Here is a 22,865-nt window from a genome sequence, read left to right as displayed (position 1 = left end):
GCCGCTTCCTACATTTACCAATTTATCAGAGATGGAAATTGATGAGCGACATCCTTGATCGAATCCTCGCGCGAAAGGTTGAAGAGATCGCCGAGCGAAGCACACGCGTTCCGCTTGCGGAATTGATCGCACGAGTCGCTGATCTGCCCGATACACGCGGATTCGCCGCTGCCATCGAAGCGAAAGTCGAAGCGGGCCTGCCTGCCGTGATCGCGGAGATCAAGAGGGCCAGCCCGAGCAAGGGCGTGATCCGTGCCGACTTCGATCCGGCGGCAATCGCGCAAAGCTACCAGCGTGGCGGCGCAGCCTGCCTCTCGGTTCTCACCGATGCAGATTTCTTTCAGGGCAGCGAGGATTACCTGCGCCAGGCGCGCGCGGCCTGCTCGTTGCCGGTGCTGCGCAAGGACTTCAGCATCGATTCCTATCAGGTCTACGAGGCGCGCGCGATTGGTGCCGATTGCATCTTGCTGATTGTCGCCGCGCTCGATGACGAACGCCTGCTCGATCTGAGTCTGCTCGCCGCCGAGCTCGATCTTGATGTGCTGGTCGAGGTGCATGACGAAGAGGAGCTTGAGCGCGCGCTGGAACTTCCGGCTTCGCTGATTGGCGTCAACAACCGCAACTTGCGCACGTTCGAGGTATCGCTGGATACCAGCGTCAAACTGCGCGCGCGCGCGCCAAAGGACCGAATGCTGGTCAGTGAAAGCGGCATAGCGACGCAAGCCGATATCGCGCGGTTACGCAGCGTCGGTATTGACGCCTTCCTGGTCGGTGAAACCTTCATGCGCGCGGACGATCCTGGCGCCGCCTTGCAACACCTGTTCTTTCCCGACTGATGGACAGCCAAGCCGAATCCGTCGTAGCCGGGGCTGCGGCGGCGTCATCCTCGCGCGTGGTGCTGTTCGATTTCGATGGCGTGCTGATGCGCGGCGACGCGTTCACGCGTTTCGTCCGGTCACGATTCAGGCGTTCGTGGTGGCGATCACTGCTGGTCTTGATCCTGCTGCCGCTGCTGTTGCCGTTGTTCGCTATTCGCCCATTGCGCATTTCGATCATCGGCATATTTGTGCGCATCAGTCTGCTCGGCGTCGATCAGGCGCAATTCAACGCGCTGGTTCGCGAGTTCGCGACGGAACTCGTTGGCCGACCGCGCATCTTCATTCGCCAGGGCATCAGCGCCATGCGTCGACATCTCGTCGACGGCGATCGCGTCATCGTCGTCACCGGCTGTGAAGACACCCTGGTACGCGCGATCTTCGACGCCATCGGCCTGCCGGATATCGAGATCGTTGCTTCACACCTGCGCAAGGGCCGGCTCGGCATGTGCAAGAAAATCCATAATTTCGGACCCGCCAAGCCCGGTCAGATCGCCCTCTACGGCATCAACGAACCCTGGGATCTTGCCTACAGCGATTCAGCGCACGATATTCCGATGCTCAAGCGCGCCCGCGAGGCGGTCCTGGTCAACGCCGATGCACGGACGAGCCTGCGCGTGCGCCGCGCGCTCGGACACGAGGTGCGAGGCGTCTACTGGTTCTGAGCACGCTTTAACGGGCTGTTGGAGGGAAGTCTGACCAACTTCCGTTCGTGCTGAGCTTGTCGAGCCATGAGCGGAAGTTTGCCCAAGGCATCAGAGCCTGCCCCGGACCCGATCCGGGTACGCTCGGCTGAAAAGAATCAGAAATTCATCAAAGCGGTTCAGCGCGTCGGCCGAGGACGACAATGGTCTTGCCGGCGACCGTGATCATGCCCTGCTCTTCGAGTTGCTTGAGCACGCGACCAACCATTTCCCGCGAACAACCCACGATGCGACTGATTTCCTGACGCGAAATTCGGATCTGGGTACCATCCGGATGGGTCATTGCATCCGGTTCGCTGGTCAGGTCGATCAATGTCTTGCCGACGCGGCCGGTGACATCCATGAAAGCCAGTCGACTAACCTTGCGGCTGGTGTGCAGCAGACGGTTGGTCAGTTGTGAGCCGATCGCGAACAGGAGTTTTGGGCACTCCTCCTTGAGCGGCCCTTCGATCAGACTGAACAAACGCTCGTAACCAATCTCGGCCAGTTCGCACGGCGTGCGCGTACGCACCATGACTTCGCGGCGCGGTGTTTCGACAAACAATCCCATCTCGCCGATGAATTCGCCACGATTGAGATAGGTGAGAATCAATTCACGCCCTTCCTCGTCTTCTGAAGAAACCGTCAGCGAACCGTCGATCACGTAATAGAGGATGTTCGCGGAATCGCCAGGCCGGATGATCGCGGTCTTGTTCGGATAGCGGCGCCGGTGACACATGCCGAGAAACTTCTCCATCGCGTCCCGATCCGGAATCAGCGACGGCGGCGCCTGGACCTTGGCCACGTTGCGCTGCAGGGTGTAACGGAAATCAGCCATTTTCACGCAAGCATCTCCTGTTTCGCCGCACCTGCAATTCACAAGTGCGTCAGAATTTCCATCGACTGCGCCCCTGATTCGCAGCTATTCACCAATCTTATTGCAATTCGCCCCCCACATGTCACCAACGCGCCCAAACTGACACCCGCAGAAAGCGCAGCGATCAAGCCAGACCGGCGCTATCAATGCCTTTCACATTCTTTTCCGGAATCGGTCCGACATCACGTGGATCCGGACTTTTCATGAATGCGCGCGATGATCGTGCCGGACACTGGATTCATACGATTCTTCACGATCGGGCTGATGGCGGATCGGGTTCCATCATCGAACAGGCATGAGGAGCGCGGGCTTCAAGGGACAAGCGAGGACGTGCATACTTGATGATTGGTCCGGGCCGGAAGCTGTTGGCAGCCCGTCGGACTTGGCCGGTTGAGGCGAGAATTTGGCTCCGCGAGGCCAGGTTTTGGACGGTTTGCAGGCCCATGGTTGTGGCGGAAATATGGTCCGCACAAACGGATTCGCAGCCCATCCGAGTCAAATCCGACAGGCTGCCAGGATCCGTGAAGGTTTATTCACCCGCGCGAATGCCCCATACTGCGCGCCGTTTCCCCGGGGTCCGGGTTGGAGAAGTGAGCTGTGGTCAAACCCATTCCCCGTTTGCGTCTGCAAGGGTTCAACAACCTGACCAAGGCGCTCAGCTTCAATATCTATGACATCTGCTATGCGGTGTCCGAAGATGAGCGTCAGCGCTATATCGAATACATCGATGAGGCCTACAACGCCGAACGTCTGACCACGATCCTGACCGATGTGGCCGATATCATCGGCGCCAACATCCTCAATGTTGCGCGTCAGGATTACGACCCGCAGGGTGCCAGCGTGACGATCCTGATCTCCGAGGAGCCGGTCGTCGAGAAGCTCGGTCGCGATACGATCACCGGCGCGGTTGTCGCGCACATGGACAAGAGCCACATCACCGTTCATACCTATCCGGAGACGCATCCGCACAACGGTATTGCCACGTTCCGCGCGGATATCGATGTAGCCACTTGTGGCGTGATTTCACCGCTGAAGGCGCTCAACTTCCTGATTGACAGCTTCGAGTCGGACATCGTCATCGCCGATTACCGCGTGCGCGGCTTCACTCGCGATATCAAGGGTCGCAAGCACTACATGGACCACCGCATCAACTCGGTGCAGGAATACCTCGCCAAGCACATCCGTCAGAAGTACGACATGTTCGACGTCAACGTGTATCAGGAAAACATGTTTCACACGAAGATGCATATCCGCGACTTCAACCTCGATACCTACCTGTTCGAAGCGAATGCCAGTGACCTTCCGTACAAGGAACGCCAGCGCATCGGTGCCCTGGTCCGCCGCGAAATCGAGGAGCTCTTCCACGGTCGCAATCTTACTTGAGAGCGGGAATGGGGAGTGGGAAGAGCGTCCCGGGAGGCGCACTCTTCTACGTCATCGCCATTTCGCCGCTAGCTCAATCCTCCTAAACGTCATCCCGACGGCTTTCAACAGCCGAATGGCTGGTCAGGCCGGGATGACGAGCAAAAAGAGCATCCGTTTTTCCGACTCCCCACTCCCCACTCCCCACTCCCTAGATCTTGTAAGCGACAAAGCGCATCACATTCGCCGCAAGCCGCATCATTCCCTTGACCGGTCCTGGCAGCTCGATGCCGCCGGCGGCTTGCGCATTGGCGGCGTGGCGGGCTTCGTCTTCTTTCATCTGGGTGACGATCGCGCGACTGCGCTGGTCGGTTTCGGGCAACTTGCTCAGATGCCCTTCGAGATGGGCTTCGACCTGACGCTCGGTCTCGACGACGAAACCGAGGCTCAGGCGATCGCTGACCAGACCTGCGACCGCGCCGATCGTGTACGCGCCGCCGTACCAGATCGGATTGAGCAGGCTCGGCCGATCGCCGAGCTCGTGCAGGCGCTCACCACACCAGGCCAGATGATCGGTTTCCTCGGCAGCGGCTTCGAGCAACTGCTGACGGACCTTGTGATCGCGGGCAACCGCAGCCTGCCCTGAATACAGCGCCTGCGCACAAACCTCGCCAACATGGTTGACGCGCATCAAGCCACCGGCATGACGGCGCTGGGAATCGTCCAGCTCGGTCTCGGCAATCCCGATCGACGGTGAAGGTCGGTTCGACGCCGGTTGCGGATCGAGCGCGGTTCCGAGGGCACGCTCGATTTCGACAAGAACGCGATCAAGGCGGGAAAGAGGACGGTCCATCACGATGTCTCCAGTTGGCGGGCGAGCAAAGTCAGTGGATGCAGGGTCGGGATCAACGAATCACGCTGACGCAGACCATTGCCGAGAAAGATCCGGCATCCGATATTCGTCGTCAACAGCAGATCAGGCGACTGCGACGCGACATGATCGAGCTTTTCGCTGCGCAGGCGATCCGCGCGCTCAGGCTGCTCGATGAAATAGTTGCCCGCCGCCCCACAGCATCGCGGCTGGACCGGCAATTGCAGCAATTCCAGTGCCGGGATCCGGGCCAGCAGCTCGCGCACCGGGGCGCTGCCACTACCGACATTCATCTGCGTGCAGGGCAGATGCAAGGCAACTCGCTGCCGCAGGGGCCGGAAACGCAGATTCCTGAACTGCGGATCGGCGGCCAGAAAGCCGAGGATGTCGTCCACTTTCAGCCCACTGTCGCGCAGGCCATGGTCACGCAAACTGCCGAGGCAACCCGAAGCACTGACCAACACGGTGGGCGCGTCGCAGGCCTGCAATACTTCCCGTGTGTTTCGCGCATTGCCCTGCGCCTGTTCACTTTCGCCCGCATGCAAGGCCAGCGCGCCACAGCAAACGAACTGTGATGGAACGACGACCTCGTAGCCGAGCGCCGCAAGCAGATATTTCCCGCTGGCCAGGGTATCGCGGTCGAAAATGCTGGCGACGCAACCCGGAAACAGGGCAATCCGCCCACGCGTCGCCAAACTTGACGGTCGCGAGACCAGCGTTGGCGGGGAACGCGGCGCTTCAGGCAGCTCCTGAATCAGGCGCTGAAACAAGGATTGCTTCGGCAAAAGCCGCGCCAAACCCGGCAACCAGCGTGCGGCGCGAACGGCCGAGCTGATCCTTGCGAGTCTGACCAATAGGCGTGGATTTGCCAGCCAGCGGCGCCAGCGTCCCTGTGCTGGCCGCAACGGTTTCAGCACGGCCCGGGTGCGCACCAGGATCTGTTCGTACTGCACATTCGAGGGACACACCGCCTCGCAGGACAGGCAACCCAGGCAATGATCGAGATGCGCGATGACCGTTTCACTGGGCTCCAACTGGCCCGCGGAAAGCCGACGCGCCAGCGCGATGCGGCCGCGTGGCGACTCGACCTCGTGCTGATCGAGGCGATAAGTGGGACAGTGCGGCAAGCACAATCCACACATCACACATTGATCGGTCAGAGCGGCGAGATCGGAATCCATCTGCCCAGGGGTCGTATCGGCCATGACTTGATGCTATCATTCGCGGCTCGCTGCGCGCCGTCTTTTCTGGTGCGCAGACTTGCGTGACGCGGAGCGATCCTATATTCTCCCGCGCCTTTCGCCGCATCCAGCCCATCAAGGGCATTCAAGGTTTTGATATGAAGACGATCAGCGCCAAGCCAGAAAGCGTAAAGCGTGACTGGTTCATTGTCGACGCAACCAACAAGACGCTTGGCCGCCTGTCGACCGAACTCGCTCGCCGCCTCAAGGGCAAGCACAAGCCGATCTACACCACGCACGTTGATACCGGGGATTTCCTCGTCGTCGTCAATGCGGAGAAGATCGCTGTCACCGGCAACAAGCTGAATGACAAGAACTACCACCGCTTCACCGGCCACATCGGCAATCTGAAGACGACCTCGCTCAAGGACATGCTGGCATCGCACCCCGAGCGCGTCATCGAAATCGCCGTCAAGGGCATGCTGCCGAAGAACCCGCTGGGTCGTGCGATGTATCGCAAGCTCAAGGTCTACGCCGGTCCGAACCATCCGCACACCGCCCAGCAGCCGCAAGTGCTGGATATTTAACTTCAGGTATCGACAGTCATGGCAGCGATCCAACAGAACTACGGCACCGGCCGTCGCAAATCCTCCGCCGCACGCGTGTTCCTGCGCAAAGGCAGCGGTGCGATCACGGTCAACGGCAAGGCACTTGACGAATTCTTCGGCCGCGAGACCGCACGCATGATCGTGCGTCAGCCGCTGCAGTTGGTCGAAGCCACCGAGAAATTCGACATCCTCGTCAGTGTCACCGGCGGCGGCACGACTGGCCAGGCCGGCGCAATTCGCCTTGGCATCGCCCGTGCCCTGGTCGAATACGACGAAAACCTCAAGTCGCCACTGCGCAAAGCCGGCTTCATGACCCGTGACGCCCGCGAAGTCGAGCGCAAGAAGGTCGGTCTGCATAAGGCACGTCGCGCGACTCAGTACTCGAAGCGTTAATACGACTACAGCCCCGTAGCCAAGCGGTAAGGCACCTGACTCTGACTCAGGCATCGGTGGTTCGAATCCATCCGGGGCTGCCATTCCAGGCCAAGCGCTCGAAGCAGTTCGCCCCGGTCGCCAACGGATCAGGCAGATCATCAAGAAACCCCGCCCCGTGCGGGGTTTTTTTGTGGGCGGCTTACCGGCCGCATCGGACTGCATGCCCTGTTCGCGCTGTGACACCCAGTCGCGGGGATCGTGTCAAGAATCGCGCTAGACTTATGATTGAGATGGCGCCGATATCGAATGCCCCCACACCGAAAGCACGATCCTGGTTCCGCGGGCGCGGCGGTCGGCGGTTTGCCTGGGAGTTTGCGCTGATCATCGTGATCAAGCTGGCCCTTCTGACCCTGCTCTGGGTTCTCGTCATTCGGCCTCTGCCACGTGCGGATACCTCGCCGGCTGCGATTGAGCAGCATTTCTCGGCGCCGGCTACCACGGAATCATCGCCATGATCGATCACACCGTTGTCGATCTTTCGCGCCTGCAGTTCGCCCTGACCGCGATGTATCACTTCCTGTTTGTGCCGCTGACCCTTGGCCTGGTCTTCATGCTCGCGATCATGGAGTCGGTCTATGTGATGACCGGACGCGAGATCTGGAAGCGCATGACCCAGTTCTGGGGCATTCTGTTCGGCATCAATTTCGCCATGGGCGTGGCCACCGGGGTCACCCTGGAATTCCAGTTCGGCACCAACTGGGCCTACTACTCGCACTACGTCGGCGACGTGTTCGGTACGCCGCTGGCGATCGAAGGGCTGATGGCGTTCTTCCTCGAAGCAACCTTCGTCGGTTTGTTTTTTTTCGGCTGGGACAGGCTCAGTCGGGTTGCCCATCTGGTCGTGACCTGGCTGCTCGCGTTTGGCACGAGCATGTCGGCACTTTGGATCCTCGCCGCCAATGCCTGGATGCAGAATCCGGTCGGTGCCGAGTTCAATATCGACACGATGCGCATGGAGGTCACCTCGTTCTCGGCGGTGTTCTTCAACCCGGTCGCGCAATCAAAATTCGTGCACACGGTCAGCGCCGGCTACGTACTCGGCGCGATGTTCGTGCTCTCGATCAGCGCCTGGTATCTGCTCAAGGGGCGCAATGTCGATTTTGCCAAGCGCTCGATGACGGTCGCTGCCAGTTTTGGACTTGCCGCTGCGCTGAGCGTGGTCGTGCTCGGTGATGAATCGGGCTACACGATTTCGGAAAACCAGAAGATGAAACTGGCCGGAATCGAGGCGATGTGGGAGACCGAGCCCGCGCCCGCCTCGTTCACGCTGTTCGGCATTCCCGACGTGGCCGAGCGCACGACCCACTACGCCATCCGCATCCCGTGGGTCATGGGTTTGATCGGTACACGTTCAATTGACGGCGTGCTGCCTGGCATCAGCGAACTCGTTGAAGAGGCCGCGGGCAGGATCCAGAACGGGCGTCTCGCCTATGCGGCCATGCAGAAACTTCGCGTCAATCGTGACGATGCCGAGGCACGCACGCAATTCGAGACGCACAAGAAGGATCTCGGCTATGCCCTGCTATTGACCCGGCTCGATGTCGACCCGCTCAAGGCGACCGCTGGCGATGTGCAGCGTGCAGCCGACAGCACGATCCCGAACGTGCCCGTGCTGTTCTGGTCATTCCGCATCATGGTGGCCTGCGGCTTCTACTTCATTGCCCTGTTCGCGTTTTCGTTCTGGCTGGCTTCGAAACGCCAGCTCGACAAGCATCGCTGGTATCTGCACATGGCCCTCTGGAGCCTGCCGCTGCCCTGGGTTGCCGCCGAACTCGGCTGGATTGTCGCCGAACACGGCCGCCAGCCGTGGGCCATCGAAGGCATTCTGCCGACCGCACTCGGCGTGTCGTCGGTATCGGCAACCCAGGTCTGGGCCAGCCTGATCGGCTTCGTGATCTTCTATACCACCCTGGCCGTGGTCGATGCTTTCCTGATGACCCGCTACGCGCGCCGAGGCCCTGATGGCCTGGGCATGTGGCCCGACCAATCCACTGGAAGCGCCCAATGCCTGGATGAACCTCTATGAGCCGCCTGAATCTCCGAAGGGATGGATGCGCCTCTACGAAAAGTGCGACCATGGATGGCCGCTTGTTGATTCAAGCGTTCAGGGACGAACGCACAGATAAACAAGCCAATCGAAGCGAAAACAAAACCTTCGAACCCGCGAAAGTTGTTCACCGAGATCAAAACCAGTGATCGACTACGAAACCCTGCGCATCATCTGGTGGCTGCTGATCGGAGTCCTGCTGGCCGGTTTCGCCATCATGGACGGCTTCGATCTCGGCATCGCCTCCCTGATTCGCGTGCTTGCGCGCAACGATGTCGAACGCCGCGCCTTGCTGGAAACCATCGAACCGACCTGGGAAGGCAACCAGGTCTGGCTGATTGTCGGCGCGGGCGCCGTTTTCGCAGCCTGGCCCCTGCTCTACGCCGCAGCGTTCTCGGGCTTCTATTTCGCCATGATGCTGGTCCTGTTCGCACTGATCCTGCGTCCGGGTGGTTTCAGCTTCCGCAACAAGGTCCGCGATCCGCGCTGGCGAAATACCTGGGACTGGATCATCACGGTTTCCGGAATCGTGCCGACACTGATTTTCGGCGTCGCCATCGGCAATCTTTTTCTCGGCGTGCCTTTTCGCTACGACGACACCTTGCGCCTGACCTATGAAGGCGGATTGATCGGTTTGTTGCGGCCGTTTCCCTTGCTCGTCGGACTGGTCTCGCTGGCCATGCTGATGCTGCATGGTTCGGTCTGGGCCGCGATGAAGTCGGAGAATCCGATCGGCGCGCGTGCGCAGCGTCTGATCGGCTGGCTGGCGCCGGCGTTCGCCGTCTTGTACGCGGCCGCCGGCGGCTGGCTGATGCTGGCCGTTGATGGCTATTCGATGGTTGGTGTTGGATCCGCGGATGTGCCATCGAATCCGCTATTGAAGGCGGTCGGGACGCATGCTCGCTGGCTTAGCGATGGCCCGCTCGGTGGGTGGGCCTGCGTGTTTGCCGGCATCGCACTCATACTCGCTGCACTGGTGTTCTGGTGCGCACGCGCAAGACATCATCGCAGCGCATTCCTTGCCAGCTCCATCCTGGTTTTCTGCACCCTGTTCTCGGCCGGCTTCGCCCTGTTCCCGTTCCTGATGCCGTCCAGCCTCGATCCGCGCAGCAGCCTGACCGTCTGGGATGCCTCGTCGAGCCAGCACACTCTGGGCCTGATGCTGGTCGCGGTGATCATTTTCATACCGCTGATCCTGGCCTATACGACCTGGGTCTATCGGGTACTGCGCGGGCGCATCAGCCTGCAACACATTCGCGATTCACACTCGCTGTACTGATCGAAGGAAAGCCAAACCATGTGGTACTTCAGCTGGATCCTCGGTGTTGGCCTCGCTTGCAGCTTCGCCATTCTCAATGCCATGTGGTTCGAGCTCCACGCCGATGCGACTGAAAAACGGCCGGCCGATGACGATACGCCAGTGCACTGATGTTAAGGCAACGCTGATCAAGTGGCGCAATCGTCACGACGCCGCAAGCCCGACTTCATCGCTTTCCGAATGTGGCCGTTTAACCGCTTGTAAACACAGTCCGTCCGGCAGCCTGATACTTTCGCCAGGCTCGCGGGTATCCGATCGGGCACGGTTTCCTCCCTGTTCGATCCGAGTGTTCTGCGCATGCCGATTCACCGACCGATTCCGTTGTGTCTGTGCACCCTTGTTTGCCTCGTGGCGCTGGGCTTCACCAGCAACTCAGCGCGTGCCGAGCAGCCACTCTGGTTGGCCGATACCGGATTGGCCGGGCTGAGGCCCGCGAGCGACGTCGACTATCCGCAGCCGGTGCCGGCAAAAGTCGTCATCACGGATGCGGCGGCCGATCATCAATTCTCACCGATCCAGTTGCTCATGGATCTGGCCAATCGACTTCGCGACATCCGCTATCGACGTGGTGGGCGCGATCCTTCCACCGGGTTTGATTGCAGCGGCTTCGTCCGCTACGTGTTCCGTCACGGCATTGGCGTGGATCTGCCGAACACCTCGGCAGCCCAATACCGTTCAGGCCAGGCCGTTGCGCGCAGCGATCTGCGTGATGGCGATCTGGTGTTCTTCAGAACGCACGGAAAGCGCATCTCGCATGTCGGCATCTATGTCGGAGAGGGACAGTTCATCCACGCACCCTCGACTGGCAAGCGGGTCAGTGTCAGCAGTCTTTCAACACCCTATTGGGCGCGGCGGTTTGCCGGCGCCAAGCGTCCCGGGATCCTCGCTGCGCAAGACACCGCTGATCTGGCGATTCAGGGCTGATTCTGGCTTGACCAGGCAAGCCGGTTCATCGCGAGGCCATCAACGCTTCGATCTCGTCGGGATCTTTCGGAACGCCATTTGAAATCACCTCGGGATCGCCGCTGGTGACGACAACATCGTCCTCGATGCGGATTCCGATACCGCGAAAACGTGCTGGCACGCCTTTCATGTCGGCGCCGATATACAGGCCAGGCTCGACTGTGACGACCATGCCTGGTTCGAGTTCGCGAAACTCGCCATCGACGCGATAGTCGCCGACATCATGCACATCGAGACCCAGCCAATGGCCAGTCTTGTGCATGTAGAACCGGCGGTAGGTGTGCGCCACAAGATTGGTCTTGAGGCTGCCCTTGAGCAAACCGATCTTGATCAGACCTGCGGTCAGCGTGCGCACGGCAGCTTCGTGATAAGACCCGAACGAATTGCCTGCACGCACCTTGTCGATGCCGGCGAGTTGGGCGGCGAGGACAATGTCATAGAGCGCGCGCTGTTCGACCGAATAGCGACCATTGACCGGAAACGTGCGCGTGATATCCGAGGCGTAGCAGGAATACTCTGCACCCGCATCGATCAGCAACAGGTCACCATCACGCAGCACCGAGTCGTTGGCGCGGTAGTGCAGCACGCAGCCGTTGGCTCCGCCGCCGACGATCGGCTCGTAGCTCGGCACCGCGCCATGCTTGCGAAAGGTGTGCAGCAACTCGGCTTCGACTTCATGCTCGTTCATGCCCGGCCGCGTCGCACGCATCGCGCGCACATGCGCTTCGGCGGCGATCTGTGCCGACTTGCGCATCAGGCGCAACTCCGCGCGCGATTTGTACAGACGCAGATCGTGAAGCAGGTGCGAAAGGGCGACGAACTCGTGCGGCGGCGGCCTCGACCCCTGGCGCACGTTCGAGCGCACGCGATTGACCCAACCCATCAGAACCAGATCAAAATCGGTGTCGCGGCCAAAGTGATAGTAGACCCGCGAACGGCCTTCAATCAGACCGGGCAGGATATCGTCGATATCCTCGATCGGAAACGCATCGTCCATGCCGAAATCAGCAACTGCGCCTTCCTGGCCGGCGCGATAGCCGTCCCATTGCTCACGGGTTCGATCACGCTCGCGGCAGAACAGGATGACCTCGCCCTGCGCACGTCCGGGGACGAGGGCAAGCACGGCATCCGGCTCACCGAATCCGGTCAGATAATGGAAATCACTGTCCTGGCGATACGGATAGTGGGCATCGTTGTTGCGTACTTGTTCTGGTGCGGCGGGCACGATGACAATCGCGTCGCGCCCGGCCATGCGCATGAGCTGGCGGCGGCGACGTGCGAATTCCTTGATGTCGATCTTCAATGCAGACTCCGGCTTGTCGGCGAGGTTGCTGGACGCGGCGAACTTGCCGGCGCAAGCTCGCTGTGCAACAGAAGTACGCCGACACGGACAAATTCGATGACTTCGACGAGAGCGGTTTCATCTTCCTCCTTGCCGCTGACATCAAGATTCGATGAGGCAATGGTGGCAAAATCCTTGACGATCTCGCGGGCGTCAGCAGACAACTCGTTGCCGCGCTTGCCGGCACCGGCCAGGCCGACGCCGCCGAGAAAGCCCCGACACCAATCGACCAGTGCCTCGGCGCGCGTTTCCAAAGCCGCAGCATCGGCCGGCAACATCGGTACGAAGCCGAATTCGACATCGTCAAGCTGGGCGCGAGTCTGTCGAAAAAATTGAGGGAAAGCCGGATTGTCCTGAATGCCTTCGGCAGTGAAATCCAGTGCCAGGGCCTCACCCCAGGTATCTTCTGTCGCCTTGCCGCCCGCGCACAGATAACCGGTCAGCGAGCCGTGCAGGTCGCTGGCATTGATGCCAGCCCGCAGTTTCGAGAGGATTGTTGAAAATTTCAGATGGCTGATCGGCGATTCGGACATTGTTTCTCCTGCGCATGCAATGTTCCGATTGTATCGTGCATCGCGGTGCAACAAATGCCCGGTGTCGGCAGGCCCGGCAGCCGGCATACGTGGCGTGCCCGCGCGCTATTGCCTACACTGGTCTCCGGGCGTACCCGCGCCCACTCTAGGGAATCTCATCGCAACATGAGCGGGAGGCAGCCAACGGAACCGCTGATCAAACCCTGCTTGGGCGGCGCGCTATCCGGAACGCTCGCAGGGCGGGTAGCGTGCTGGCTGCTGCTACTGTTTTTGCTTGCGGTCAGCCTTTCCGTTTCAGCAGTCGAACGCGACTACTATTTCGACCGACTCGACAACGAAAGCGGTCTGCTGCAGAACTCGGTGCTTTCACTGATCCAGAGCAGAGACGGCACCATCTGGATCGGCACCCAGGCCGGCTTGCACCAGTTTGATGGCTATCGCTTCCGTTTGTTCGAACACAACCCGGACAATCCACACGGCTTGCCGGACAGCGCGATTACGGCGCTCGCCGAAACGCTGGACGGGCGCCTCTGGGTGGGAACCAGTGTCAGTGGAATCGCCCGGCTCGATCCGGCCAGCGGCCGTTTCGATTCGTTTGCGCTTGCCGATGGTGCGTTCGATCGCAATGCGCGCGAATCGGTGACGGCTCTGTTGCTCGATCCTGCACGCGGCTTGTGGATCGGCAGTCGTGGCGGACTCGACTTGCTCAGCTCGGAGAGTAGCGGGCGCGAGCACTATCTGGCAGCGGACAACATGGCGGAGGTCGGCATGGTCCGCGACATGAAGCTGGCTGCGAGTGGCGATGTGTGGATCGCCAGCAGCACCGGCTTGTGGCATGTCGCGAGCAAAAGCGATCGGCTCGAACGGCTTGCCAGCGACACCTTCAAGGATCCCTACAGCATTTTTGAAAGCGCTGATCACACGCTGTACGTCGGCGGCAAGCGTGGCTTGATGAGCATCGATGCGGATGGCAGCAATCCAAGCCTGCTCTGGAAAAGCGAGGAGGCCGCAGCGGTTGTCGCGATTGTTGAAGACCATGCCGGCAAGCTCTGGTTTTCGGTCAGCGATCAAGGTCTGGTGATCTACTCGCCCGACTCCGGTTCGTTTCGCCGGATTCGGCCAGACAGCGAACTTCCGGGCGGACTGCCGCAAGGGGCAATCAGACGACTTCTCGTCGATCAATCGGGTCTGCTCTGGGTAGGCAGCAACTCGCTGGGCCTGAGCAAGGCCGATCCGTCCGGCGCAACCTTCACCTACATTGCAGATCACAATCGCTCACGCGACCTCGACACAACCAACAATATCCGCTCGGTGCTGGAGGATTCCAGCGGAAAGCTCTGGATTGGAACTGACGGAGACGGGCTCAAGCGTTATGACAGAACAACCGGGCAATTTGCCTATTTTGATTCGGTAATCATCGATGCCTTCTCGCCTGCAATCCGCGGCATTCTTCAGGTTGAAGCGCTGGCCGAGGATGCCGAGGGGCAAATCTGGTTTGCCTGCAACCTGGGCGTTGCCAAGCTGAATCCGAATAGTGGCAAAGTCACCGTCTTGCCACCGGATCCGGCTGAACCCGTCGCGACCCAGGACAGTCCGCGGCGTGCACTGATTATCAGTCATGACGGGGCCATCTGGTTTTCCGGGCGCAATATCGGCGTGGCCCGCTACGAACCCGGCAACCAGCAATGGCGCTACTGGCAACATCGTGATGGCGATCCGACCAGCCTCAGCCACAACAATGTATTCGTGCTGCACGAAGATCGTCTTGGCCGAATCTGGGCGGGTACGGCCGAAGGGCTCAACCTGATCGATCCGACCAGCAATGAGGTCAGGAAATTCCGCCACGAACTCGATGATCCTCATTCGCTTTCGAGCAGCGTCATTCGGGCGATTCATGAAAGCGCGGATGGCAGCTTCTGGATTGGCACTCACGGCGGACTCAATCACCTGTCCGAACTCAAGCCCGGCGTTGCGCACTTCGAGCGCATCCTGAAGAAAGACGGGCTGCCCGACGCGACCATTTACGCCATTCTCGAAGATCGCTCGAAACGTCTGTGGTTGAGCTCGAATCGCGGGATCACGGCATTCGATACAAGCACCCATGCCATGCATCAGTTCTCGGTCAAGGACGGCTTGCAGGGTCAGGAATTCAACGGTGGTGCGTTTGCCGCATTGGCGGATGGCTCGCTCGCATTTGGCGGCATCGATGGCCTCAACCTGGTCACACCCGGAACGGTCGCCAGCAGCCGCTTCGCCGCGCCGGTGATCATCAGCGATTTCAGTGTCGGCAGCGGGCCGATCACCCACTACCAGTCTGGCCAGCGCATCCGCATGGCGCAGTCTGAGCGTGTCATCCACTTCGCCTTCGCCTCACTCGATTTCACCGCGCCGGAACGCAATCAGTTTCGCTATCAACTGGAAGGTTTCGACGAGAACTGGATTGAAGCAGGAAACCGTCACGAAGCGACCTATACCAATCTCGATCCCGGTCGTTACACGTTTCGGGTCCGGGCCAGCAATCACGATGGCTTCTGGAGCGAAACCGGCGCCGAGGCCAGCCTCGTGGTCACTCCGCCATGGTGGAACAGTCGGGCCATGCATGTGGTCTATGCACTTTGTGCACTGTTCTTCGCTCTCAGCATCTGGTTCGCGTTTCGGCGCAAACGCAGAGAGCAACACCTGCACGCAATGGAGTTGCGCGATCGTGAAGGTCGCTTGCGCCTCGCCTTGTGGGGATCCAGCGATGAGTTCTGGGATCTCGACATGGACAGCGGCGTGCTCACCCGGCTCAGTGCGGCGCGTTCGCTTGGCAAGCAGCAGGAGGAAATCCAGTCGGTCTATGACTGGGTCAGGGAAAACGTGCACCCCGACGATCAGCGCAGCATCGCGCAGAGGCTCGACGACCACATCAACAACAAGGCACCGTTGTTCGAGTCGGAACAACGGGTGCGCGTGCGTGGCGGCGACTGGATCTGGGTGCTGGCGCGCGGCAAGATTGTCGAACGCAACGCGGAAGGCAGACCCACGCGGATCTGCGGAACGGCGCGCAATATTACCGCGACTCGTGACGCCGACCGCGAACGGCGGATTGTCCAGGAGGTGATCAACAGCATGCGCGAAGGGGTCACCGTGTGTGACCTGGATTTCAATTTCGTTGCGGTCAATCCGGCATTCACGCGCATCACCGGCTGGCAGGAAAGTGAAGTCATCGGTCGTTCCGCCTCATTGCTCAATTGCGCACAGCATTCAACCGAGTACTACATGAACATGCGCGAATCGATCATTCGTGAAGGACTGTGGCGCGGCGAGCTGTGGCAGCGACGCAAGGATGGCGAGGAGTTTCTTTCCTGGCTGCAGAGCTCGGAGGTTCGGGATGCAAACGGCCAGCGCACCCATTTCGTCGGCGTGCTTACGGATATCACCGAACGCAAACGCAACGAACAGGAACTGCGCTACCTGGCCAACTACGACACCTTGACCGGCCTGCCCAATCGCACCCTGCTATCCGAACGCCTCGGCCATGCGGTGATCCGTGCACGTCGCGGTGGTCGCAAGGTCGCCGTGCTGTTTCTCGATCTCGACCGCTTCAAGCACGTCAACGATTCGATGGGCCATGCAGCCGGTGACCGAATGCTCAAGGCCGCCGGGGCTCGCCTGCGCGACAACATTCGCGATGGCGATACCGTGGCGCGCATCGGTGGCGACGAATTTACCGTCATTCTTGAGGAACTGGCCGACGCCGGTGAGGCCGAGCGCGTCGCCCAAAAACTGATCAGTGCGTTCGAGAAACCGCTCGAACTGAACGACGGCCAGGATGTCGTCATCTCGCCGTCGATCGGCATCAGCCTGTACCCGGATCACGCACAGACCCCAACCGATCTGCTCAAGTTTGCCGACACCGCGATGTATCAGGCCAAGGATCGCGGCCGCAAAACCTACATGGTCTATACCGAGACCATGGATGCCGCAGCACGCATGCGCGCGACCCTGGTCGGTGCCTTGCGCAAAGCCATGGAACGCAATGAGTTCAGCCTTGTCTACCAGCCCAAGTTGTCCCTGCTCGATGAACATATCACCGGGGTCGAGGCCCTGTTGCGCTGGCACAGCGAGGAACTCGGCGACATCTCGCCAACAACCTTCATTCCGGTTGCCGAAGAGTCCGGCCTGATCATCGAAATTGGCGACTGGGTATTGCAACGCGCCTGCGAACAGTTGGCGAACTGGAATCGGGATGGACTTCGTGATATTTCGATGTCGGTGAACCTGTCTGTCCTGCAACTGCAACGCAGCGACCTGATCCAGCGTCTCTGCGACATCCTTGCCATGAACGACATTGCTCCCAATCAGCTGGAACTCGAACTGACCGAAAGCGTGGTCATGGCCAACGCCGAGCAGTCGATCAGCACCCTGCGTCAGCTCAAGGCCGTCGGCGTGGTCTTGTCGATCGATGATTTTGGCACCGGCTACTCCTCGCTGAGCTATCTGCGCAGACTGCCGATCGATACTCTCAAGATCGACAAGGAGTTCGTCGGCGACATCACCACGGATCCGGATGACGAGGCGATCACCGCCACCGTCATCAACATGGCCCACTCACTCGGCCTCAATGTCATCGCCGAAGGCGTCGAGACGGCGGAACAGGCCGAGTATCTGCGTGAACAGGGTTGTGACGAAATCCAGGGTCACTGGCTCTCGAAACCACTGCCCCCGGACGCGTGTTTCCTGTTTTTGCGCGATCGCGCCCGGCGCCGCCACGCAACGTTGGGCAAGCCTGCATCCGGTGTATAGTTCAGTCCATGTCCGAGAAAGAGCCAACCCTCACGGCACTTGCCGAAATCAGTGCACAGGTCGATCAACTGACTGAGCTATGTCGACGCCTGGGCGAGGAAAACCGGGTTCTTCGCGTGAGCCAGGAGCAACTGGCCAGCGAACGCGCCGGATTGATCGCGCGCAATGAGCAAGCACGCTCCCGCGTCGAGGCGATGATCGGCCGACTCAAATCACTGGAGCAGAACCAGACATGAGTGAGGCTGTAACCGTCAAGATTCTCGATCGGGACTATCTGATCGCATGCAAGACCGAGGAGCGCGAAGGTCTGATTGGCGCGGCAGCCTATCTGGACGGAAAACTGCGTGAATTGCGCGACAGCAACCGCGGCGGCGGTCTCGAACGTGTCGCTGTCCTGGCCGGCCTGAACATCGCCCATGAACTGCTCAGCCTCAAGCAACAACAGGCATCCAGCAGCAATCACCTGGCACAGCATCTGCAAGCGCTGAAATCAAAGCTTGAAGCGGGTTTGTCGACCTCTCTACAATAGACGCTGGTGTCCTCGGCAGTGTTCGACAGCGCATTCAACATTTTGCCTTGTTCCTGTACCGACCCCGGGACAGCCGCGCGATCGTCTGTGTGCAAGTCCGCCCTGAGCGGAAAGCCTGATGACGCCGCAACGCTCTCCCACCTGAACCTCTTGGTTCAAGGTCGTTCGATGTGCATCGGCACAGCGGAGGATGCCATCCTTTTTTCTATTTGCGGCAACCATGACGCTTGATGATCAGCGCAAGACCCTGCGCGCCGAACTGCGCGCGCGGCGCACGGCGCTTGTCGCCAGTGATCGCATCGCCGCCGCCAATGGCGTCGCCGGACAACTGGAGCAGCTTGCCGATTTCCTCGTTGATCGGCGGATCGCCGGCTACTGGGCGATCGATGGCGAATTGCCGCTGCACATCGTTGTTACCAACCTGACCCGACGCGGCCAACAGTATTGTCTGCCGCGAATCACCGGGCCACGCCAGTTGTCCTTCGTTGAATGGCATTCGGGCATGGAACTCGAATCCAATCGTTACGGCATCCCTGAACCAGTCTGCACGGAAGATGATCTGCTTGCGGCCAGCGATATCGATATCGTTTTGCTGCCCCTGCTAGGATTTGATCGCCGGGGCCATCGTATCGGCTATGGTGGCGGCTACTACGACGCCACGTTTTCGTTCCTGCGCGAGCGCGAACAAGCGTCTCGCCCGCTGTTGATAGGAATCGGCTACGCCGCACAACAGGTCGATGCGATCGAAGCGGCTGCCTGGGATGTAAATCTCGACTTCGTCGTCACGGAGAGTGAATTGATTGACTGCCGCAAAGCCAGCCAGGACGATTCATGAGCAAGCGCTACTGGTTGATCAAGAGTGAGCCCGAAGAGTTCTCGATTGATGCTTTGGCCAAGGTCAAATCCGAACCCTGGAGCGGCGTGCGCAACTATCAGGCGCGCAATTTCATGCGCGATGGCATGAAGGTCGGTGACGGCATTCTTTTCTATCACTCCAACTGTGCCGAGCCGGGCGTGGTCGGAATCGCCGAAGTGGCCTCTGAGGCCTATCCGGACCCTACCCAATTCGACAAACACGGCGATTACTATGACCCGAAGAGCCAGCCCGCCGAGCCGCGCTGGCTACTCGTCGACGTCGCGTTCAAACGCAAGCTCAAGCGCACTATCACCCTGAGCGAGCTCAAGGGTCATGACGCGCTGGAGGAATTCGCCCTGGTTCGCCGCGGCAATCGACTGTCGGTGATGCCGGTCACGCGGGCGCAATGGAATTTCATTCTCGATCTCGAATAAGCGGAGCGGCACTGATGGCAAACGAAGAAGGCAAGCGTCGCGCCGCACGCGCGGCGATGCGGTATGTCGAACCCGGCATGGTGGTCGGAGTTGGCACCGGCTCGACCGTCGCCCACTTCATCGATGCGCTGGGCGAACGACGCGCTGACATCGAGGCGGCCGTTTCCAGTTCCGAGCAATCGACCCGTCTGCTCAAGGAGCGCGGCATAGCTGTGGTCGATCTCAATGCCAGTGGCGAGCTGGCGTTGTATGTCGATGGTGCCGACGAATGCGATCCGCAGGGTTGCCTGATCAAGGGCGGTGGCGCGGCTTTGACCCGGGAAAAGATCATCGCCGCCGCCTCACGCAAGTTTGTTTGCATCATCGATCCAAGCAAACGCGTCGAAATCCTCGGCCGGTTTCCGCTTCCTGTCGAGGTGATACCGATGGCACGCAGCCATGTTGCTCGTCAACTGGTCCTGCTTGGTGGTCAACCGGTCTGGCGTGATGGCGTCGTTACCGACAACGGCAACTGGATTCTCGACGTGCACAATATGCGCATCAGCGATCCACTCAAGCTGGAAAGCGAAATCAACCAGATCGTCGGCGTGGTCACGGTCGGCCTGTTTGCCGCGCGGCGCGCCGATGTGGTGCTGACCGGCGAGGAAACCGGCAACACCTAGTTTACGAGCTCTCCGCGAGCCACATTTCAGCGTCTCGGCGGAATGATCTCGGCGTCGACGGGCACCTCCGCCGTCGTGGAACCTGAGTTCACCCTTCGACAGGCTGCGGGGCAACGGCTTGAGGCAGTCGGACCTCAGGGTCAAGTTCGTGCCAATCGGCTCAGAGCGAGATGATCGGCTTGAATCCACCAAAAAACATGCGTTTGCCGTCGAACGGCATCGCCTTCGGATCCATCATGTCGGCCAGACGCGGATCGGCCATGACCTTCCTGTTGATCCGGTCGCGTTCGCGGCGTGACTTGAAGATGATCCACGAGAACACGACGAGCTCGCCTTCCTTGAGCTTGACACTCTGCGGAAATGAGGTCCGCTTGCCGGTCGGAACGTCATCACCGACACACTCTGTATAGGCCAGCGCGCCATGTTCCATCCAGATCTTGCCGGCCTTGCGAGCCAGCTTCTTGTAGGCATCCAGCTTGTCTTTTGGTACCGGGACAACGAAACCATCGACGTAGCTCATGCGCTTCTCCAACTGTCTTGGGGGACCAGCATTCAAACACGTAAACGCTGAAACGGCTCCTTTTGCCAGCGCTTTCGCTGCGACCGGATCCTCGGGATGATGGTTGGCGTGTCGATATACTTGGCAGTCGATCGTCGTGATTCGTACGGGCTTTCAATTCGTGCGGATGACCACATTTACGTTTGCCATTGCCCAATATTGCGGAGCATTCATGACTGCAGCAGTTTCAGCCTCGAGCGCAATGGCTCAGGACGATGCGATCGTTTCGATTCGCGGCGTCGGCAAGACCTACAAGGGTGGCTTCGAGGCGCTGAAGAACATCAATCTCGAGATTCGTCGCGGCGAGATCCTCGCCCTGCTCGGCCCCAACGGTGCCGGCAAGACCACCTTGATCAGCATCATTTGCGGCATCGTCAATGCCAGTGAAGGGTCAATCGTCGCCGATGGCCATGACATCGTGCGCGACTACCGGGCGGCGCGCGCGACGATCGGCCTGGTCCCGCAGGAGCTGCATACCGATGCCTTTGAATCGGTGCTGTCCACGCTCAGGTTCAGTCGCGGCCTGTTCGGCAAGCCGCCGAACCCGGCGCATCTTGAGAAGATCCTGCGCGAGTTGTCGCTGTGGGACAAACGCAACAGCAAGATCATGACCCTGTCCGGCGGCATGAAGCGTCGGGTAATGATTGCCAAGGCGCTGTCACATGAGCCCAAGGTGTTGTTTCTTGATGAGCCAAGCGCCGGCGTCGATGTCGAATTGCGTCATGACATGTGGCAGATGGTGCGACGTCTGCGCGAAAGCGGCACGACGATCATCCTGACCACGCACTACATCGAGGAGGCCGAGGAGATGGCCGACCGTATTGGCGTGATCAACAAGGGCGAGCTGATTCTGGTTGAAGACAAGCACGTGTTGATGCGCAAGCTCGGCAAGAAGCAGTTGACCCTGAGCCTGCAACAATCGATGGAGAATATTCCGCACGGACTCTCGGGCCTGCCGCTTGAGTTGTCCGCGGATGGCCTGATCCTGACCTATACCTTCGACACGCAGTCCGAAGAAACCGGCATCGCCAGTCTGTTGCGCCGACTTGGCGAACAGGGTATCGATTTCAAGGATCTGCAATCCAGCGAAAGCTCGCTCGAAGAAATCTTCGTCAGCCTCGTGCGCAAGCCGAAGGAGAGCCAGGCATGAATATCCACGGCATCCGCGCGATCTATCGTTTCGAGATGGCACGCACTTTCCGCACCCTGATGCAGTCGATCGCTGCGCCGGTGTTGTCGACCTCGCTCTACTTCATTGTCTTTGGTGCCGCGATCGGCTCGCGCATGGGTGATATCGATGGTGTCAGCTACGGCGCATTCATCATTCCGGGCCTGATCATGCTGTCCCTGCTTGGCGAAAGCATCTCGAACGCCGCGTTCGGCATCTACATGCCGAAATGGGTCGGCACGGTCTATGAACTGTTGTCGGCACCGATTTCGTGGTTCGAAGTGGTCATCGGCTATGTCGGTGCGGCGGCGACCAAGTCGGTGATCCTCGGCCTGCTGATTCTGCTCACCGCACGATTCTTCGTCGATTACGAGATCGCCCATCCGTTCTGGATGTTCGGCTTCCTTGTACTGACTGCGATCACCTTCAGTCTGTTCGGTTTCATCATCGGTTTGTGGGCGGATGATTTCCAGAAATTGCAGGTGGTACCGCTGATGGTGATCACGCCGCTGACTTTCCTCGGTGGCGCGTTCTACTCGATCAGCATGCTGCCGCCGCTATGGCAGAAAGTCACCTTGTTCAACCCGGTCGTCTATCTGATCAGCGGCTTCCGCTGGAGCTTCACCGGCCGTGCCGACGTGCATATCGCAGTCAGCGCCGGCATGACCCTGGGCTTCCTCGTCATTTGTCTCGGCATTGTCTGGTGGATCTTCCGCAGTGGCTGGAAATTGCGCACTTGAGCATGACCACCGCTTTCGCCTTGCCTTGCACGAA

25 protein-coding genes, 1 tRNA gene and 1 other RNA gene are annotated in these 22,865 nt (G+C 59.9%); 21 read left to right on the top strand and 6 right to left on the bottom strand.

Annotated features, from left to right (window positions below; all coding sequences use genetic code 11):
• The first annotated feature begins 41 nt into the window (after positions 1-41).
• Both trpC and VFN25_RS09490 read left to right on the top strand, forming a co-directional pair.
• A complete protein-coding gene (trpC, locus tag VFN25_RS09495) occupies positions 42-836 on the top strand; it encodes an indole-3-glycerol phosphate synthase TrpC (RefSeq protein ID WP_325141212.1) in 795 nt (264 codons plus the stop codon).
• The gene (locus VFN25_RS09490; RefSeq protein ID WP_325141210.1) at positions 836-1,540 is read left to right on the top strand and encodes a haloacid dehalogenase-like hydrolase; all 705 of its coding nucleotides are present in this window, start codon (positions 836-838) and stop codon (positions 1,538-1,540) included. The genes trpC and VFN25_RS09490 overlap by 1 nt, the downstream gene beginning before the upstream one ends.
• A 148-nt stretch (positions 1,541-1,688) precedes the next feature.
• Here VFN25_RS09490 and crp read toward each other — a convergent pair whose 3' ends face one another.
• The gene (gene crp, locus VFN25_RS09485; protein WP_325141218.1) at positions 1,689-2,396 is read right to left on the bottom strand and encodes a cAMP-activated global transcriptional regulator CRP; all 708 of its coding nucleotides are present in this window, start codon (positions 2,394-2,396) and stop codon (positions 1,689-1,691) included.
• Positions 2,397-2,581: 185 nt separating this feature from the next.
• On the opposite strand from crp, the gene VFN25_RS09480 reads away from it, so the two are divergent.
• Both VFN25_RS09480 and speD read left to right on the top strand, forming a co-directional pair.
• Positions 2,582-2,734 (top strand): hypothetical protein, encoded by a 153-nt coding sequence (locus VFN25_RS09480; RefSeq protein ID WP_325141208.1) that lies wholly within the window; start codon positions 2,582-2,584, stop codon positions 2,732-2,734.
• A 298-nt stretch (positions 2,735-3,032) separates the two neighbouring features.
• Positions 3,033-3,818, top strand: coding sequence for an adenosylmethionine decarboxylase (speD, locus tag VFN25_RS09475; RefSeq protein ID WP_325141206.1), 786 nt, complete (start codon positions 3,033-3,035; stop codon positions 3,816-3,818).
• Positions 3,819-4,008: 190 nt separating this feature from the next.
• On the opposite strand, the gene coq7 is transcribed toward speD, so the two are convergent.
• Both coq7 and VFN25_RS09465 read right to left on the bottom strand, forming a co-directional pair.
• Positions 4,009-4,650, bottom strand: a complete 642-nt coding sequence (coq7, locus tag VFN25_RS09470) for a 2-polyprenyl-3-methyl-6-methoxy-1,4-benzoquinone monooxygenase (protein ID WP_325141204.1) — start codon at positions 4,648-4,650, stop codon at positions 4,009-4,011.
• The gene (locus VFN25_RS09465; RefSeq protein WP_325141202.1) at positions 4,650-5,873 is read right to left on the bottom strand and encodes a (Fe-S)-binding protein; all 1,224 of its coding nucleotides are present in this window, start codon (positions 5,871-5,873) and stop codon (positions 4,650-4,652) included. The genes coq7 and VFN25_RS09465 overlap by 1 nt, the downstream gene beginning before the upstream one ends.
• Positions 5,874-6,007: 134 nt before the next feature.
• Between VFN25_RS09465 and rplM the strand changes: the two genes are divergently transcribed.
• From rplM to VFN25_RS09425, 8 genes are all read left to right on the top strand, one after another.
• The gene (gene rplM, locus VFN25_RS09460; RefSeq protein WP_325141200.1) at positions 6,008-6,436 is read left to right on the top strand and encodes a 50S ribosomal protein L13; all 429 of its coding nucleotides are present in this window, start codon (positions 6,008-6,010) and stop codon (positions 6,434-6,436) included.
• 18 nt (positions 6,437-6,454) lie between these two features.
• Positions 6,455-6,850 (top strand): 30S ribosomal protein S9, encoded by a 396-nt coding sequence (gene rpsI / locus VFN25_RS09455; protein ID WP_325141198.1) that lies wholly within the window; start codon positions 6,455-6,457, stop codon positions 6,848-6,850.
• Positions 6,851-6,859: 9 nt separating this feature from the next.
• Positions 6,860-6,933, top strand: a tRNA-Gln gene (locus VFN25_RS09450).
• Between the two features lie 189 nt (positions 6,934-7,122).
• Positions 7,123-7,347 (top strand): cytochrome oxidase putative small subunit CydP, encoded by a 225-nt coding sequence (gene cydP, locus VFN25_RS09445; protein WP_325141196.1) that lies wholly within the window; start codon positions 7,123-7,125, stop codon positions 7,345-7,347.
• Positions 7,344-8,918 (top strand): cytochrome ubiquinol oxidase subunit I, encoded by a 1,575-nt coding sequence (locus tag VFN25_RS09440; protein WP_325141195.1) that lies wholly within the window; start codon positions 7,344-7,346, stop codon positions 8,916-8,918. The genes cydP and VFN25_RS09440 overlap by 4 nt, the downstream gene beginning before the upstream one ends.
• A 166-nt stretch (positions 8,919-9,084) precedes the next feature.
• Entirely contained in the window at positions 9,085-10,218 is a 1,134-nt protein-coding gene (gene cydB / locus VFN25_RS09435; RefSeq protein WP_325141193.1) for a cytochrome d ubiquinol oxidase subunit II, read from the top strand.
• Positions 10,219-10,236: 18 nt separating this feature from the next.
• Positions 10,237-10,368: a cytochrome bd-I oxidase subunit CydX gene (gene cydX / locus VFN25_RS09430; protein WP_325141191.1), complete on the top strand. Its 132-nt coding sequence runs from the start codon at positions 10,237-10,239 to the stop codon at positions 10,366-10,368.
• Between the two features lie 186 nt (positions 10,369-10,554).
• Positions 10,555-11,181, top strand: a complete 627-nt coding sequence (locus VFN25_RS09425) for a C40 family peptidase (RefSeq protein ID WP_325141189.1) — start codon at positions 10,555-10,557, stop codon at positions 11,179-11,181.
• 25 nt (positions 11,182-11,206) lie between these two features.
• On the opposite strand, the gene pepP is transcribed toward VFN25_RS09425, so the two are convergent.
• The gene (pepP, locus tag VFN25_RS09420; RefSeq protein ID WP_325141187.1) at positions 11,207-12,523 is read right to left on the bottom strand and encodes a Xaa-Pro aminopeptidase; all 1,317 of its coding nucleotides are present in this window, start codon (positions 12,521-12,523) and stop codon (positions 11,207-11,209) included.
• Positions 12,520-13,095 (bottom strand): UPF0149 family protein, encoded by a 576-nt coding sequence (locus VFN25_RS09415; protein WP_325141185.1) that lies wholly within the window; start codon positions 13,093-13,095, stop codon positions 12,520-12,522. The genes pepP and VFN25_RS09415 overlap by 4 nt, the downstream gene beginning before the upstream one ends.
• A 165-nt stretch (positions 13,096-13,260) precedes the next feature.
• Between VFN25_RS09415 and VFN25_RS09410 the strand changes: the two genes are divergently transcribed.
• The 7 genes from VFN25_RS09410 to rpiA all read left to right on the top strand — a co-directional run bounded on the left by VFN25_RS09410 (position 13,261) and on the right by rpiA (position 20,364).
• Positions 13,261-17,883: an EAL domain-containing protein gene (locus VFN25_RS09410; RefSeq protein WP_325141184.1), complete on the top strand. Its 4,623-nt coding sequence runs from the start codon at positions 13,261-13,263 to the stop codon at positions 17,881-17,883.
• A gap of 8 nt (positions 17,884-17,891) precedes the next feature.
• Complete coding sequence (locus VFN25_RS09405) at positions 17,892-18,119, top strand: TIGR02449 family protein (protein WP_325141182.1); 228 nt, start codon at positions 17,892-17,894, stop codon at positions 18,117-18,119.
• On the top strand, positions 18,116-18,412 hold the full coding sequence (locus VFN25_RS09400; protein WP_325141180.1) for a cell division protein ZapA: 297 nt from the start codon (positions 18,116-18,118) through the stop codon (positions 18,410-18,412). The genes VFN25_RS09405 and VFN25_RS09400 overlap by 4 nt, the downstream gene beginning before the upstream one ends.
• A gap of 7 nt (positions 18,413-18,419) precedes the next feature.
• Positions 18,420-18,606: non-coding RNA, 6S RNA (gene ssrS, locus VFN25_RS09395), on the top strand.
• 26 nt (positions 18,607-18,632) lie between these two features.
• On the top strand, positions 18,633-19,247 hold the full coding sequence (locus VFN25_RS09390) for a 5-formyltetrahydrofolate cyclo-ligase (RefSeq protein ID WP_325141178.1): 615 nt from the start codon (positions 18,633-18,635) through the stop codon (positions 19,245-19,247).
• A complete protein-coding gene (locus tag VFN25_RS09385; protein ID WP_325141176.1) occupies positions 19,244-19,702 on the top strand; it encodes an EVE domain-containing protein in 459 nt (152 codons plus the stop codon). Before VFN25_RS09390 ends, VFN25_RS09385 begins: the two co-directional genes overlap by 4 nt.
• A 14-nt stretch (positions 19,703-19,716) precedes the next feature.
• Positions 19,717-20,364 carry a ribose-5-phosphate isomerase RpiA gene (rpiA, locus tag VFN25_RS09380; RefSeq protein ID WP_325141174.1) on the top strand — a complete coding sequence of 216 codons (648 nt, stop codon included), beginning with the start codon at positions 19,717-19,719 and terminating at the stop codon, positions 20,362-20,364.
• Between the two features lie 160 nt (positions 20,365-20,524).
• On the opposite strand, the gene VFN25_RS09375 is transcribed toward rpiA, so the two are convergent.
• Positions 20,525-20,884: a DUF1428 domain-containing protein gene (locus tag VFN25_RS09375; RefSeq protein WP_325141173.1), complete on the bottom strand. Its 360-nt coding sequence runs from the start codon at positions 20,882-20,884 to the stop codon at positions 20,525-20,527.
• 241 nt (positions 20,885-21,125) lie between these two features.
• On the opposite strand from VFN25_RS09375, the gene VFN25_RS09370 reads away from it, so the two are divergent.
• Positions 21,126-22,073 (top strand): ABC transporter ATP-binding protein, encoded by a 948-nt coding sequence (locus tag VFN25_RS09370; RefSeq protein ID WP_325141215.1) that lies wholly within the window; start codon positions 21,126-21,128, stop codon positions 22,071-22,073.
• On the top strand, positions 22,070-22,831 hold the full coding sequence (locus VFN25_RS09365; RefSeq protein ID WP_325141171.1) for an ABC transporter permease: 762 nt from the start codon (positions 22,070-22,072) through the stop codon (positions 22,829-22,831). The genes VFN25_RS09370 and VFN25_RS09365 overlap by 4 nt, the downstream gene beginning before the upstream one ends.
• Positions 22,832-22,865: the final 34 nt, after the last annotated feature.

It is taken from the genome of Dokdonella sp. (genome assembly GCF_035703485.1).
Lineage (GTDB): Bacteria > Pseudomonadota > Gammaproteobacteria > Xanthomonadales > Rhodanobacteraceae > Dokdonella.
The sequence above is the reverse complement of the archived record's forward strand: the minus strand, read 5'-3'. Positions and strand labels throughout refer to the sequence as shown.